The organism is Roseibium sp. (assembly GCF_048260565.1).
GTDB lineage: Bacteria > Pseudomonadota > Alphaproteobacteria > Rhizobiales > Stappiaceae > Roseibium.
Map to the genome: position 1 here is coordinate 1 of NZ_JBLXGP010000002.1, position 14,934 is coordinate 14,934.

Annotated in this window: 14 protein-coding genes and 2 pseudogenes; 7 read left to right on the forward strand and 9 right to left on the reverse strand. The window is 56.0% G+C overall.

The window, feature by feature from the left end; genetic code table 11:
- Positions 1-215 precede the first annotated feature (215 nt).
- On the forward strand, positions 216-758 hold the full coding sequence (locus ACN0SO_RS04640; protein ID WP_417675061.1) for a flavin reductase family protein: 543 nt from the start codon (positions 216-218) through the stop codon (positions 756-758).
- 126 nt (positions 759-884) lie between these two features.
- Here ACN0SO_RS04640 and ACN0SO_RS04645 read toward each other — a convergent pair whose 3' ends face one another.
- The 4 genes from ACN0SO_RS04645 to ACN0SO_RS04660 all read right to left on the reverse strand — a co-directional run bounded on the left by ACN0SO_RS04645 (position 885) and on the right by ACN0SO_RS04660 (position 3,771).
- Complete coding sequence (locus ACN0SO_RS04645; RefSeq protein ID WP_417675063.1) at positions 885-1,778, reverse strand: hypothetical protein; 894 nt, start codon at positions 1,776-1,778, stop codon at positions 885-887.
- A gap of 18 nt (positions 1,779-1,796) precedes the next feature.
- Entirely contained in the window at positions 1,797-2,438 is a 642-nt protein-coding gene (locus ACN0SO_RS04650; protein WP_417675065.1) for a hypothetical protein, read from the reverse strand.
- 98 nt (positions 2,439-2,536) lie between these two features.
- Positions 2,537-3,253 (reverse strand): protein rhiA, encoded by a 717-nt coding sequence (locus ACN0SO_RS04655; protein ID WP_417675067.1) that lies wholly within the window; start codon positions 3,251-3,253, stop codon positions 2,537-2,539.
- A gap of 143 nt (positions 3,254-3,396) precedes the next feature.
- Positions 3,397-3,771, reverse strand: a complete 375-nt coding sequence (locus ACN0SO_RS04660; protein ID WP_417675069.1) for a helix-turn-helix domain-containing protein — start codon at positions 3,769-3,771, stop codon at positions 3,397-3,399.
- Positions 3,772-4,005: 234 nt separating this feature from the next.
- On the opposite strand from ACN0SO_RS04660, the gene ACN0SO_RS04665 reads away from it, so the two are divergent.
- Together ACN0SO_RS04665 and ACN0SO_RS04670 are read left to right on the forward strand one after the other, a co-directional pair.
- Positions 4,006-4,704: a hypothetical protein gene (locus tag ACN0SO_RS04665; RefSeq protein ID WP_417675071.1), complete on the forward strand. Its 699-nt coding sequence runs from the start codon at positions 4,006-4,008 to the stop codon at positions 4,702-4,704.
- A gap of 793 nt (positions 4,705-5,497) precedes the next feature.
- Entirely contained in the window at positions 5,498-7,213 is a 1,716-nt protein-coding gene (locus ACN0SO_RS04670) for an MASE1 domain-containing protein (RefSeq protein ID WP_417675073.1), read from the forward strand.
- Between the two features lie 98 nt (positions 7,214-7,311).
- On the opposite strand, the pseudogene ACN0SO_RS04675 reads toward ACN0SO_RS04670, so the two are convergent.
- Positions 7,312-7,556, reverse strand: a pseudogene (locus tag ACN0SO_RS04675) (transposase); the annotation flags it as partial.
- Positions 7,557-8,059: 503 nt separating this feature from the next.
- Here ACN0SO_RS04675 and ACN0SO_RS04680 point away from each other — a divergent pair.
- A complete protein-coding gene (locus ACN0SO_RS04680; RefSeq protein ID WP_417675075.1) occupies positions 8,060-9,214 on the forward strand; it encodes a hypothetical protein in 1,155 nt (384 codons plus the stop codon).
- A 334-nt stretch (positions 9,215-9,548) separates the two neighbouring features.
- Here ACN0SO_RS04680 and ACN0SO_RS04685 read toward each other — a convergent pair whose 3' ends face one another.
- Positions 9,549-10,541: a hypothetical protein gene (locus ACN0SO_RS04685; RefSeq protein WP_417675077.1), complete on the reverse strand. Its 993-nt coding sequence runs from the start codon at positions 10,539-10,541 to the stop codon at positions 9,549-9,551.
- Positions 10,542-10,634: 93 nt separating this feature from the next.
- On the opposite strand from ACN0SO_RS04685, the pseudogene ACN0SO_RS04690 reads away from it, so the two are divergent.
- Both ACN0SO_RS04690 and ACN0SO_RS04695 read left to right on the forward strand, forming a co-directional pair.
- Positions 10,635-11,176 (forward strand): annotated as a pseudogene (locus ACN0SO_RS04690) (IS5 family transposase); the annotation flags it as partial.
- 93 nt (positions 11,177-11,269) lie between these two features.
- Positions 11,270-11,638, forward strand: coding sequence for a hypothetical protein (locus ACN0SO_RS04695; protein ID WP_417676427.1), 369 nt, complete (start codon positions 11,270-11,272; stop codon positions 11,636-11,638).
- 106 nt (positions 11,639-11,744) lie between these two features.
- Here the strand turns inward: ACN0SO_RS04695 and ACN0SO_RS04700 are convergent, their stop codons facing one another.
- The 3 genes from ACN0SO_RS04700 to ACN0SO_RS04710 form a co-directional block, all read right to left on the reverse strand.
- Complete coding sequence (locus tag ACN0SO_RS04700) at positions 11,745-12,872, reverse strand: hypothetical protein (protein WP_417675079.1); 1,128 nt, start codon at positions 12,870-12,872, stop codon at positions 11,745-11,747.
- A 63-nt stretch (positions 12,873-12,935) separates the two neighbouring features.
- Positions 12,936-13,139: a hypothetical protein gene (locus tag ACN0SO_RS04705; RefSeq protein WP_417675081.1), complete on the reverse strand. Its 204-nt coding sequence runs from the start codon at positions 13,137-13,139 to the stop codon at positions 12,936-12,938.
- 167 nt (positions 13,140-13,306) lie between these two features.
- Positions 13,307-13,906: a hypothetical protein gene (locus tag ACN0SO_RS04710; protein ID WP_417675083.1), complete on the reverse strand. Its 600-nt coding sequence runs from the start codon at positions 13,904-13,906 to the stop codon at positions 13,307-13,309.
- 119 nt (positions 13,907-14,025) lie between these two features.
- Between ACN0SO_RS04710 and ACN0SO_RS04715 the strand changes: the two genes are divergently transcribed.
- On the forward strand, positions 14,026-14,928 hold the full coding sequence (locus ACN0SO_RS04715) for a hypothetical protein (RefSeq protein WP_417675085.1): 903 nt from the start codon (positions 14,026-14,028) through the stop codon (positions 14,926-14,928).
- The last annotated feature ends 6 nt before the right edge of the window (positions 14,929-14,934 follow it).

The window sequence follows — 14,934 nt, forward strand, 5'->3', positions numbered from 1 at the left end:
ATGACCGCAAGCGATCCGGAACACCTGAGAACTTCAACCTTGCAACCACGGGGCCGTCCACATATGGATCCCAGCCTTCGGTGGGATGACAACACACATTCTGACTGAGCAGGTTGCCCTTTACCGCTTTCGCGAAGGCCGGCCAACGATTACCCTCCCGTCAAAGGCTGCCCGCGACCGTACCGGCCGCTATTTTCGGACAGTAGGATAATCCCATGGACGTTCTCGATCTCAACAGGGCCTTCACGCTGATCGAACCCGGGCCGGTCGTTCTGGTGACCACCCACGACGGGCGCAAGGACAACATCATGACCATCACCTGGACCTTGGTGCTGGGCTTTTCCGCCGAGTTCGCGATCACCACCGGGCCCTGGAACCATTCCTACGCGGCCCTGCGCGACACGAAGGAGTGCGTGCTCTCCATCCCTACCGTCGACATGATCGACACCGCCGTCGGCATCGGTGTCTGCTCAGGAACGGATACGGACAAGTTCGAAAAATTCGGCCTGACCCGCGTCAAGGGCAGACATGTGAGAGCGCCGCTGATCAAGGAAACCCTCGCCAACATCGAATGCCGGGTCGTCGACTTTGTCGACCGGCACAGCATCGTCATCCTCGAAGGCGTCGCCGCCTATATCGACAGCGCCCGTGAGGAGAAAAGAATGCTTCACGCGGTGGGCGACGGCACCTTCATCGTGGACGGCGACACGATCGACCGAAGAGAGATGATGCGCTCCAAACTTCCGTCCGGACTTTAGAAAAGCGGGCATCTCCCTGGGCGGCATGATACCACGCAGCATTGTTCATGCTCGGGTTGGCTTGACTGGTGCCGGAAAAAAAGCCCCCACCGCGGGGCGGGGGCAAGGTCTCCATGTGTCCTGACCTTAGAAGCTGAAGCTGGAGCCGAACGCCTCGCTGATACGCGAGAGCTTGTTGGCGAAGGTGTCCGTTGCTCCGCCCGCAAAGAGCAGACCGACCGCCTGACTGTTGGCATCCAGGACGATCGAACCGGAATCACCGGGATTGGACATGTTCGTGGTCTGGATCTGGTCTCGGAACGTGCGGGTCCCGTCCGGATAGCCGCTCACCTTCACCGTGGCATTGATGGAACGGACGGTACCAATGGTGGCTTCCGTGGTCCGGCCGCATTTCTTGACCGGATCTCCGACCTTGACCGTCGCGATCCCCTTGATCGGGCCGTAGCAGCGCGTGCCGGTCACGACGAATGTGTCAGGCGGCGACTCGATGGTCGCAATGGCCGCGTCGACATATTCGCTCAGGACGCCCTGGAGATTGGCCCCGATCGTGTCCTTGGGCGGGGTGCCGCCGTCGCCGACCGCCGGCTGGACCACCGGGTCCTTGTCCTTGCCCTTGCCGCCGTAGAGCACATGCCAGTTGGACAGGATGCATGCGCTGCCCTTGTACTGGATGCGGGCGCCCAGCGTTCCTGACCAGGTCGCCGTGGCCGGACCGCAACTGTTGCCGCCATCGGCCGGCCGGACGCGATTGGTGAAGCTCTGGGCGCGGATCTCGCCGATAACCCGTTTGCGGACCGGGATGGTCTGGCCGCCCGTCGAAAGCAGGCCGGCTGCGTCCGGGATCGCAAGTTCCTCCGGTGTAGCGGCGAGCGCACTCGTTTCCGGCCCGATCAGGCCGATCTCGATGATCATTTCACCGTTCTCGTCCTCGATCACGCTGATCGAGGTCACGTTGTCGTTGGCCAACAGGCTCGCCTCATGGTGAGCAAGTGTCCTGTCTGCTTCTTCCCTGTTTGCCATTGTCTGTCCTTCCTCCGTCTATCTTAACTCCAGAAGTCTCCTGGTCGTGAGCTTCGAGTTCGTCACCTGTTTCAAGACATTTCCCTGGTCCAGGAGCAGCACGACATCCGGTCCGGAGCCGAAATCGATCTCAAGCGATGCTTGCGACGACAGGTTCTGCGGATCGAATTCGGACTGCGTCACCTGCCCGAAATTGGCGAAATAGGTTTCGCCGGCCGTCCAGCTCCGGCTGACATTGGGTTCGGCCTGAACCACGCTGCTGCCGTTGCCGGGTTGTCCGAACCCGCTCACGATCCTGAGATTGACGCCGATCGTGAGCGTGTCCCGGGGTATGGCGCCCGCCTCGATCAGCAGGACGCCGGGCGTTCCGCCGTTCGGCGGAACAAAGGACTGAAGCCGGTAGGTGTTGCCGCGTTGTTCAAGACGGGCCGCCGGAGCCTGGTCCGTGACCGCAAGACGCTGCGCCGCGTTGACGGTCTTGCCTGAAATCAGCTTGCCCGTGTTGGCCCAGATATATTCATAGGCCGTCTTCCATTGAAACACCGTGTAGCTTCCGTCGGAAAGGAGCGCACTGAGCCAGGCAATGGGGGCCTGTTGCGGTTGTTGCTGCATCTGGACCCATATGCCAATGCTGGTCTTTGCGCCACTGGCATTGATCAAAGTGGCCGATTTCCGCTCCCCGGCAGTCATTCTCCCGGCTTTGCTCCGGGAAGCCGGATGGCCGGCCGGAACCGGCCCGCCATCCGGCTCCCGCTCCTTCATTTGAGGAGTTTGGTATCGGTCAGCAGCGCATGGGCTGCTTCCCCGCCGGACTCCAGGTAGACCGTGTTGAGGGTCTGCTGCGACGTGATCGTCCACTTGTTGTCCGCGCCAAGGATGGCGTACATGTCGTAGACATTGACCGGGAACGCCACCTGTGCCTTCTGGGCGATCTGCTGGATATCCAGGACCTGGCCGGGTGTGTACTGGCCGAAGGTGACCCAGTAGGATGGATGAGGCGTAAAGCTTGCCGTAATGTTCGGCTGGGCGGGAACGACAAACGTGCCCGAACCGGCGCCGGGAGGCGCGCCTTCGATGCCCATGTTGATGCCGACCGCCGCCGTGTTTGCGGGGATCGTGCCGTCCTGGTTGATATAGAGCGTGCCGGGGTTGCCGAACGGGGCCTGGTTTTCAAAGGTGAAGGCTTGGTTCGGCTTGCGGGTGAAGTCGACGCCGTTATTGCCCGTCAGGTTTGCGTCCCATTTCTGGCTGGCGCTGAACCTTACGCCGGCGCCCAGCTGGCCGGTCTGGCTCCAGACGAACTGGTAGTCGATGGTCCAGCTGAAACTCACCGAGGTGGTCGGCGCCACCGGATAGGCGAACCACGCCAGGGACATGACGTCCTGAGTGCTGATATTCGGGTCTTCTTGGTAGCAGCAGAAGTCCCAGTTGTTGGTGGAATTGTTCACAAAAGTAAGCGTATAGGTATTACCCATCGTTCCGGCCTCCTTGTGGCTGTCTTCTAGACGGCGGCAGCAATCCTTAGCTGCGTGCCTGCAAATTGGACAACCATAGGAAGATTATTACAACTTAAACGAGTTTAGTGACGGTTAATTCTGTTTAACCTTTTTCCCGCAGGTTAAAAGGACCGGACGTTATCGGAAGGCGGCACCTGGGGGATCTCGGCCAGGAGTGCGGCGAAAAGCTGAATGATATGGGCCGGCCGGCGGCGCAGCCTGTCGATCAAATCCGCTTCCTGTGTGTTGAGCTGGTCCGCTTGCAGCCAGTCGGGGGCATTGCGCCCCAGCATGAGCCAGTCCATGGAGACATCCAGCAGGTCCGCAAGGCGGCAGGCGTTTTCCAGGGACATCGCATGTCCCTGCTTCCACTTCGTCAGGGCGGCGGGAGAAATATCGAGTTCCGCCGCAAGCGCCATGGCCTTGCGGTGGCCACGCCTTGCCATGGCCTGCCCGATCCGTTTTCCCCGGTCCCTGTCGATTGTTTCATTCGGCATGGTGCCCCCCAACTCACTACCAAAAGGGATGCCTGTGCTCCTTCTGATTGCATATCTGCAAATCACAATTTAAAGAAAGTGACCTTAAGGAAGAAGTGGCGCATTCTGGCTATGGTTCCTGCTCATCCATCGGTCGGCGCGAAGCGGGCGCCATGCAGAAATGCGCCGCGCGGGCGGCGGAGGCGCTGGTCCGGATTTCCTGTTATCCTGAAAAAAACTGCGCGAGGAATGCCCGTGATCCAGACAAGACAACTATTCGCCGCTTTGCTGATTTTGGGATCCCTGTCGCTGACAGGGTCGCTTGCCGATGCGGCCGAGCGAAAGGCGTTGCCGGTCGACGAGGCGTCCCAGGTCCAAGGGTTCGAAACCTACAGAAGCGATCTCTTAAAGGCGATCGCCCGGCGCGATGTGGAAGCGGTCGTCGCCAGCGCAGCGCCAGACATCGAACTCAGCTTCGGCGGCGATGCCGGCCACGATGCATTGCGCTCGTTCCTGACCGTGTCGGAGGACGATCTGGCCGACGAATACAAGGACCAGGCGGCCGGCATGCGCGAGGGCTACTGGGATGCACTGGAAGAGGTGCTTCGCCTGGGCGGCAAGGCCGACGGTCCGGACGCCTTCGATGTCCCCTATACATGGACCGTGGAACTGGGCGAAAACGACGACCCTTTCACGACGTATTTCGTCATCGATCGTGACGTTCCCATGCGCGACCGCCCGAACCGGCATGGCGCGGTTGAAAAGGTCCTCGCCTACGATATCGTCGAGGTGATCGACGGCGGCGAGGGGACGAGTTTTCATAAAGTGCGCCTAGAAACCGGCGAGACCGGCTTCGTCGACAAGGTCCATCTGCGCAGTGCAATCGACTACCGCGCCCGCTTCGAACGCCGCCCCGAAGGCTGGAAGATGGTCTTCTTCCTTGCGGGCGACTGAGGCGCAACCGGTCGACTGACTTCAACCACGACCAGTCCCTGCCAGAAGCGGATCAGGAGCGGCAGAACACTCAGGAAGCGCCGAACGAGGAAGCGGCGCCCACCTTCGGCATCCCCTGCGACTGCCCAGGCGGCGACACCTGCTGAGCGAATATCACGTCATGGATCCGGAGACGAATACGGTCTGGATCAAAACCCATGATGCCCTTTTGCACTCCGGAAAATGCCGGTTCGGCGTTTTATTGGGCTGACCGGCCGTGTTCGAGGCTGACGGCTGGAAATCTGCCCTGAACCGCCCCGATCAACTGCCGGCAATAGGTAAATCAGGGCCGGCTATAGGGGACCTGAACCATTTGACCGGGTCGATTTTGTTTACTGACAAGGCGGGTTGCGCTTGTGGCGGTGCTCCCCCTGTCCAGGGTCGATTATACGATCAGGCCTGTCATCCGAAAGGCGCGGTCCCGTGCCTCCGGACAGCGCTGGAGACCTTTGAAAATCGAATGGTTCTTGCGGATATCTGCCTCTTCAGCAAACAATAAAACTCCTGCGGAATGGGCAAAAATAATGGGTGCTGACCCTACGGGTACATGTGGATTAAGTTTTCATTGACTTCGGCCAGGAAACCCTCGCGGATATAATTTTTATGAGTAAAAGATTGTATTTTCGAAATAATTAATTGTAATAAATTACAATATTTACTCTTATTTTCGAATATTAATGTGATTTAAATAATTATAAGAAAATAAAAAGAAATAATGACGTAGCGTTATAAAAATGCGTCGGGAGGGGTGACCTTGGCAATTGTTCCACCTGCTGCTCAAGGCGGTTATGCAGCATCAACCGTAACCCTGCTTTCTCCGTTTTTCAGACTTTCGCCTTTGGTGCAGTCTCTTTTGCTGGGCGTATGCTACATGGCTCTCGCGCTGTTCGGCATTCTGTTGACGCGGGAAACGGGCAGAATTGCGATGATCTGGCTGCCGAACGCGGTCTTGCTCGGCATTCTTCTGCAGTGCTCCCCGGCAAATCGCCTTTATTTCTATGTTTCCGCCTATGCCGGAAACATTGCAGCCAATCTTCTGGCCGGCGATCCCATGCATATTGCCCTGGGGCTCGCCTTGATGAATACCACCGAGGTCGCGATAGCATCCCGCTTTCTGCTCCGTCTCCGTCCCGAATTGGACATCAGCAAGCCCTCGGATGCCCTCGTATTCGTTGCGATTGCCGGAGTTGTCGCACCTGCCGTCGCGGCTATTCTGGCCGCCGTGTACCTTCATTTTGCCGTTGGAGCATCGATCCAGGGCGTTCTGAAAATCTGGTTTTGTGCTGACGCGCTGGGTTTGCTTGTCGTCACCCCGTTTCTGATCTCCAGAACAGACTTGGCCAGTAAATCGCGAGATTTCTTCGCCTTTAACGATTTCAGGTTCTGGCTTTTGCAGTCGGCGAACCTGATTGTCGGGCTTGCCATTTTTATCCAGAGCGATCTACCACTTCTGTTTTTAGCCTTCCCGCCGCTGATGATCGTCTCTTTTTACGCCGGGATTCGGGGTGCCGCCGTGGCGGGTTTGACGATTGCGGTCACGGCGATAGCGGGGACCTATTTCGGCTGGGGTCCTGTCAATCTGGTCAAGGCCGATCTCGCCGAACGGATTTTCATTCTTCAAGGCTTCATTGCGACCTGTCTCTTGTTCGCCCTGCACAGCGCGTCTCTGGTGAGCGAGCAGCGCCGTTTGGAGGCGAACCTGCGCCGGTTGGGGGAGGAAGCTGAGCGGGCGAACAATGCCAAGAGCGATTTCCTGTCGACGATGAGCCACGAACTTCGCACGCCTCTCACGTCCATCATTGGTGCCATCAAGCTGTTCGTCAAAAGTCACGAAGCCCAATTAAATACTCAGGCGAAATCGCTGCTCGATATCGCGCTGAAGAATTCGAACCGGCTGCTGCAAATGATCAACGATATCCTCGAAATCGAGAGGATCGAGGCGGGGAAGTTGAAAGTCGAAAACGTTGACACGGAACTTGCCCCGATCATTCAGTCAGCGGTCAGTGCGATCGGCAGTTATCGGCCTGAAAAGGGCGTTGAGGTCATCTGCGTCAACAACAGTCCGAATGTCCATGCATGGGTCGATCCGTTGAGGCTGGAGCAGGTTCTGTCGAATCTGCTTTCGAATGCGATCAAGGTGTCCCCCGAACAAAGCGAAGTGACCCTTTCGTGCGTCAGGCGTGGTTCGGGAAAGGTTCGTATAGAGATCGTGGACAAGGGGCCGGGTGTTCCCGAGGAACTTGTACCGCGGATGTTCCAAAAATTCGAACAAGGCGATACCGGCAACATGCGAACCTCCACCGGGTCAGGTCTGGGATTGTGCATTTCCAAGGCGCTTATCGAGGCAATGGCCGGTGACATCGGGTTCAGACGTTCGGATGCGAATGAGACCGTGTTTTATATAGACCTCCTGGAAGCTCCGCAGGTGAAGCACGAGGCGTTCCAAACGGCTGAATACGCGGCAATGTAGGTTGGACGATCAGGCTATTTTCAAGCGCACATTGGTCGCCGCGGGTCTTGGCGCTAAAAAAACGCGCTCATGCAGCATAAGGCGATGGCGCGAAAGAATAAAATGGCGTACCTCACTTTGCATCCTTGGCGAAGTACGCAGTTGCCTTTTTTAGAATGTCACGCTCCTCGGTGACGCGAGCCAGTTCCTGCTTAAGCCGCCGGATCTCCGCAGCTTGATCGGCTTCCCCTGGATCGGGTGACTTGGAGAACTTCTTCTTCCAGGCATAGAGCGAATGTGTGCTCACGCCCAAGCGCTTCGAAACCTCCGCAACCGGATAGCCGCGCTCGGTGATTTGAGCAATTTCTCTCGCACTTTGTTAGCCAAGGATGTTTGCGTATTATAAAACTCTGTCTGATCGGAAGTGATTTTTTTAGGATCGCCTACCGGCAGGTTCCCCTGATCCGACATCGCGGAAAATGTCGATAATAAACATGCCAATAAAACGAATGCCAACGTCGATATATTTATTAATAATCTTCTAACCTCAGTCAAAATCGCGCCTAATGTTAAATCTATTACTGCATCAAGTAATCATACATTTTACCGAAAACGTTATCAGCAAAACTTATAAGCAGGCGCCTGACGTCGAAAATTACCCAACGGCATTTCACCTACACCTTCTTATTCTACGGGCTGATCAACAGCGGTTTCATCATTATCCAACTTAGAAGCAGCTTAGATGAAGGACGCTTGACCGCTATCAGTCTTGCAAGCTCTCTCGAAAAATATAGAGTTGCGCCATTGAGGATGATATGGCCAACCTCACTCTATGGGGGGTGGCTTACGTTTCAGCGGGATACGCAGATGCACATTGTAAAACAATCGCTCTCTATTGTGACACTTTGCGTTTTTGGGGCACTTCCCACCACCTCTATGTCGTCCGATTTGGACCTAGGTTTTGTTGAAAATACGGTTGAGTACGATCTGGGATGTCGAACGTTATTCGTCGATGAAAAAAAGACGGAATTAAATGGATTCCGTTACCATAAGATGCATGTCGCAATGACAGCATCCGGTCAAAGTAAAGAAATGGCCAGAGCTGCAATTCTCACGGAGAAGAGGGTATGGGAAAATAATATAAACAATAGCAATGTGTGCACAGATAAAGGCAGAGACGTAAAGATATCTAATAAGTTTGAGATTATTGTCGATCTAGAACAAAATTATGCAGGATTTCCAGAAAAACCATTCGTTCTGGCTTCTAAAGAAGTTTGCTCGGGAAATCCGACATTGGTATTTGTCTCTCGCGATTCCATCTTCAGACCATTAAAGGCGAACGGATCGCTTGGTCGGAATGTGGTAACTCAACTACTAAATAAAGAATTCTACGGCAGCGATTCAAGAGCACCTACCGGCACCTCCGACTTAGCGGGATATTATGCCGATACCTACAATAAGGGTGAGCCGGGCTTCTCGGCAAAATACGATAGACTTAGAATTTATCCGCACCAGTTTTATGCATCCCCCGGAAAGGAATTAAAAATTCCGGTTACTCGTGACGAATTCGAGGAAAACGACACGAATGTATACGGAGCAAATGCTGTTATGATTGGCCTGTATTACGCGGTTGCCGCCATGAAGGCTGAATGCAATTCATTACCAAATGCGATCGATATTAAAGGACTGATGTTCATACAAAAAGACTCTATTGGAAGCATGGAATTTAAGAGCTGGAAGCAATATTTTTCAGGAAGCCTGGATTTCAGAAGCGAAAACCCAAAGATCGTCCCTGATGAAGGGTACAAAGAAACCGCGAATTTGCTTGGCAATTATTACGATGTCGCGAACAAGGCAAACGCGGAGTATAAGCCGAGCCCAAGAAGTGGATTCTCATTCAATCTAGACAACGATACCGCAGTGGCATTAGGCGCGGCATTTTTTGGTTCAATATTCGCCATAGAAATTATGGAGAACAATGAAAAATGTCGCAATGATCCTAGCAAGGATTGTTGGAACTAGATCCTGAGCAGAAAAATCTCATTGCAATTTTAATATCAGCCTCAATCTAGCAGATATTCGTTCTCGCCCATCTAGTGTTTTGTAGTTCTGTGCAATAGCATCCGGGCGGGCTCTCGTGAACCAAGCCCGCGAAACACGGTCTTGGCCGTTCGGCGTCGATCCCGGATGCAAAAAGAACATTGTATCGAAGAGCTTTGGCCTCGTCCCATTCATTCACTGCTACTTCTTGCGCCCATGAGGAGATCAAATTTTTCATGTGAACATGCTGCTAGTATATTGGCTATTTTTAACAGTCGAGGGACGATGAAGCCACCTTGTCAACCGAGGAAGGCAATCAAGGCAGCTTCATATACGCTTTCATATTTTCTTCCATATTCCGAATTCTTTTATCATCACAACCCGTTTCATGCGCGATAAAAGCTGCAATATCCGATCTGTAAACGCCCAAGACAAATGGACTTGAATTCATGATGGCGTACTCGAACTCTGGCGCATATTCGACGTATATCGAATTGCTATTTGTGGTGGAGCGGCCAGTAGTAATTCCGGACAGGACACCGCCAACAAACGTCTCTTTGTTCTCCGTTGCCCATTCAATATTCTTGCCTGCAATTCGTTCCGGGCAGGTTTTTCTGAATGCCCTTGCTTGCGACTGAGTGTAAACAGCCAAGAAATTGATCGCGCCAATCCTTTTGGCAAAAATCGCCTCATTGAGATAGATGGCATCGAGACCCTCAAAGTCACCTTCCGCAAACAATTGCATTGCCTTCCTTTCCCCACCGTTGAGAATGGAAAATGCTAGAGGTCGTTCTCCAATGAGGCGCGTACGTTCTTCCTGAACTTGCGTCAGCCAGCCAGCCGCTCCTTCATCCCCTCTCACCAGAGCCTCTGCAAAGTTGAGCTGAGCACTATCAAGGTCTTTATCTGTTCCCCAACCGCGGTAATTCAAAATACCGAGCCATTTATAGGAACGCGCATTCCCTTGACGGGCCACCTCGCTAAATAATTGGTAGGCCTTCGCTCTATCGAGCGGGAAATCGTGCGGAGTCGTTCGGCTCCAAATGGAACCTTCAATGTGGGCTTCTTCCAATTCCAATATCGCAGGCAAAAATCCACTTTCTGCGGAACCACGCAACATGGTCAATGATGTACCGAAGTCGTAACGATGGGCCATGGGCGCACCCTTTGCCCACATGCCCAAATAAACGCCTGCGTACTGGCCAATCGGTGACCCTGATGACACGGCCTCGTCAATGTATGATTTTACCCCTTCAAATTTGCCGGTAGCTATCGCGTAACGGAGCTCTGCCCACGCCTTGAAGCCCAATGCGTCATTCCGATCTCCACTAGGAGGTGTCCCCATAAACGGGGTTTCGTGTCGTCGTGAAATTTGATTCAACCTCCTGCACAGGAGGTTTGAATGCGTCGACACGAATTGAGCGATGAAGAATGGGGAATTATCGAGCCGCTCTTGCCGCAAAAGAGCCGGGGTGTAGAGCGTGTTGATGATCGCCGCGTCATCAATGGCATCCTCTGGCGGTTCCGAACGGGATCGTCCTGGCGGGATGTTCCTGAACGCTACAGTCCTCGAACAACGCTTTACAATCGGTTCACCCGATGGCGTGCATCTGGCGTCTGGGACAGTCTTTTGGCCGCAATCTCAAAAGCGTACGATGGCGATATTGTTATGATCGACAGTTCCTGTGTTCGTGTCCACCAGCATGGAGCGAGCACGAAAAAGGGGGATCTGGAGATCCGTGCATGGGACGCTCCCGGGGCGGTTTGACGACCAAGATCCATGCTGCCGTTGACGCGGAAGGCAGGCCCATACGATTGGAGCTCACCGCCGGACAGGCCGGCGATGCCCCGATGGCAGAGAGGCTTTTGTAGGAGACAGCGCCGGGCGCGACCGTTCTGGCTGACAAAGCCTATGACACCGACGGCGACGGGCACCTGTCGGCCTACACCCTCCAGGACGGCGACTGGGCGGGAGCGCACGGCGATACCGATATTCCCCGCATCCGGCCCGGCCGGATCCTCGAAGTCGAACGGATCATGCGCTTAGGGGTAGAGGAAGGCCGGTGGCCGGGTGCACAACTGATTTACGACGAACGCCAGGCCGGAACCGTCCGCGGCATCCGGATCCCGCCGGAAGCTTATGAACGGGCACGCCCCTACATGACCATCTGGCAGCGCGCCGCCGAACGGATCGCCGAACAGGACCCGGAGCGCAAACTCGCCTGGCCGGCCGGCTTCGACCACAACGTGCCCATGCACGAAACGGATCATGGAACATCGGACCCGGACGAGCCGCACGTCGTGCCGCCGACAGAGGAAGCCGCGCCGGCGGAAGAGGCCGAGGAGGCCGAACCGCCGCTCGATCTCTACGACGGGTTCCTGCGCGAAGCGATCGTGCCGTGCTGAAGGTCGAGATGCCGGGCAATGGTCTGCCCGGCACCCATGCTCAGCCATTTCCTGTCGAAAGACGTTCGATAAATTGGTCCCGGCCGCATGGGCCGGTTCGTCGATCTCAGAACTTGAACAGAACGCCGCCGAAGACAGCCTGGCCGTTTTCGTAACTGGCCGTGCTGTCGTCATACCGGTAGGTGCGCCAGGTTCCCCAGAGTTTGATGTTCTGATCGTCGAAGTTCTGAACGAGAGCGAGGCCGACAGACGTACTGTTCGGCGCCGTCGTGGCAATATCGTCGCCGAGATAGACGTCGACCGAAGCCGCGGTGGAACCGACCGGGAGGAACCTGTGTTCGTATCCGAGCTTGGCGTAGCCGTAATACCCCATGCCCCCGTCGTTCCGGCCGCCGGTGGCGAGCGTCAGGCTGACGCCGCTTTCCTTGTGCAGGCCGGATACGGAAGCTGAAAAGATGTTGGTATTGGTCCGTGTGTCGCGCGCAACGGCCGCCGCCGCACCGATGGAGAAGGCTTCCATGTCTCCGTTATAGACGGCCGCGATGTCGTAAAGCGGATTGTTCCGTTCCGCGAGCAGGTCCTGGCCCCACGAGGTATGCAGGCTGAAACCATTATAAGACGGTGTGTCGTAGCGGACGCGCACCTTGCGGCTCAGGCCGTCGAAATCCGAAAACGCCGACCCGACCCTTCGCTTCGACAGGCCCGCTCCGGAGAAACGGAAGAAGTATCCCGCCGCGGAATCCGAAACGCTCGCATAGGCAATAACCCCTGTGCCCGACTTGTCCACTTCGGCCGTGCCGTCGCTCGCCATGCTGCCCTGTCCGAAATAGAACTTGCCGTACATGTCGTTGGACAGGATGATTTCGGCCTTCCGGATGTTCGTCTTCGGGAAATTCCAGTTCGGCGTCTTGTTCAGCTGGCTGACCGTGTTCGAGGCCAATGGCTGGTATTCGGCTTCGAAAACGGATTCCAGGTTCCAGGCGCCCAGGGAAGTGAAAAGCTGGACGCGCGCGCGCGAACTGGAATTGTCGTTGTCGACGAAGGTGGTGTTCGTGGCGGCCCCGTCGTCGTAACTCAGCACGCCCACATTGAGCTGGCCGGACAGCTTGATCTTCGTGCCGTTCGCATAGACGTATTCAATAGGCTTCAGGCCTTCGGCAAGGGCTGATTGGGCAAGGAACACATTGGCGAAAGCCGCCAATGCAATGGCAGGTCTAAAGCGTCTCGCATCCAATGAATGTGTCCCCCGATGGCTCATCCCCGTCAGATGAAAAAAGCCTATCTTCAACGACTCCGATCAAAAACCCGCAAAATGTAAATCACTGTGAATAAGGTCGGGGAGGTCGGCGAGACGCTGGAGTTCCGCTTCTGGTCCGGCGGCGACGGCGGCTGTCGGGCATACACCCTCCAGCAAGGTGACTGGGCGGGAGCCCACGGCGGCGGCGATATTCTTCGCATCCGGCCCGGCCGGATTCTCGAAATCGAGCGGATCATGGAACATCGGACCCGGACGAGCCGCACGTCGTGCCGCCGACAGAGGAAGCCGCGCCGGCGGAAGAGGCCGAAGAAGCCGAGCCTTCGCTCGATCTCTACGACGGTTATTTGCGCGAACCGATCGTGCCGTGTTGAAGATCTGGCGGGAGGTAATGGTCTGGCGGCATCGTGTGTTTATCGCTCAACCTCAGCTTTTTTGCCGAGTTCCAGGCGGTGGTCTCTGACTCTTTCCTGGAACTGCTTCTCATCGCCAAAATCGATGAAGTCGGGATATCGTAAATGGGGCGCGGCCACGCGCCGGGAATGCTTGATGGGACACCAGTAGGCTTCTGTTCGCGATGCCACCTCGCGAACCCATCCGATGAGCCCGTTGGCATAACCGCAGTAGATGCAGTTCAGCTTCTGCAATCCATTCAGGTAGGCAAGGTGCTGCCGATCGATAACGATGTAGTCTCGACGCGGGACCTTCGGAATTCCATAAACCGGAAAGCAGACCGTTTGATAGGTGATGACGAAGAGATCGAGCAGGACGAGCGGCAGGATCAACGCGTAAATAAACGGTGCAGTCAGCACCACCGCAAGGCGGGTCTTGGCGAGAAAGCTCAATAGACGCTCACGCGCTGCACGATGGCGGGCAAGCACGTCCGTATCAAACACCACCCGACTGCGTTCCAGCCTGTAGCGGAACTCGCGTCTCTTCTCTTCGAGTTCGACCTCCAGGGCCTCCTCGAGATCGCGGATACGTTGCGCCAGGTTTTTGAGCTGAGTGGACATGCAAGGCTCCGGTTGACTATCATGACAAGACAGCAAAAACCGTCCGGGTCACGACAGCATGACTATCTCTGGCCGGTAAACACAGGCTGGTCGTCGGCCTGGAGCGGCTCTCCCAGATCGTGCTGGCCTTCGCCTATTCGATCTCGGTTGCCTATTATCTCGTATTGCTGGGGCATTTTTTTCTGAAAGGGACCGGCTCGGGAGACGAAATCCTGGCGAAGCTGATCGCCACGGGCATTCTCGGAATGCTCGGTCTTCTGGGTATGATGCGAGGTCTGGAACTCGTCGAAGGGATTGAGGAATACACCGTCGGGATCAATCTCGCCGTGATCATCGCGCTTTTGGCCGGCCTCATGCTCTACAACGGCAAGATCCTGTTCGCGGGGGACTGGCAGCTCACTGCGGCGACACCCGAGATCGACGGGCAGACCATTCGTGTTGTTCTTGGTCTTCTGATCGTGGTTCAGGGTTTCGAGACATCGCGCTTCATGTTCGACGAATTCGATGCGGAAACGCGCATTCGAACCATGCGCTACGCCCAGTTGATCGCGGCGGCGGTCTACCTGACCTTCTTTTCGCTCCTGACGGTGCTTTTCGGCAAACTGGGAAGCGACGAGGGAGTCGCGGCAATCGTTGGCCTCGTCGCGCATGTGGCGCCGGTTTTGCCATTGATCCTGGTGCTCAGCGCGGTGGCCAGCCAGTTCAGCGCGTCGGTCGCGGACTCGGTCGGGGGCGCAGGCCTGGTCGAGGATATCACGCGCGGCCGCGTGAGCCTGCATGTCATCTATCCGCTCATCGCGGTAGTGGCGATCGGCATCACGTGGAGCACCAATGTCTTCAGGCTGGTGACCCTCGCCTCGCAGGCATTCGCCCTTTTCTATTTCCTGCAGTGCACCGTCGCGCTGATGCGGGCCTGGGGCATGACGGATTTGCAAAGACGCCGCAGCCGCATTGTTCTCTTCCTCGCGGGAGGGCTGATTTCCATCTGCGGGACCGTCCTCGGCATACCCTCCGGAGGGTGAACACCG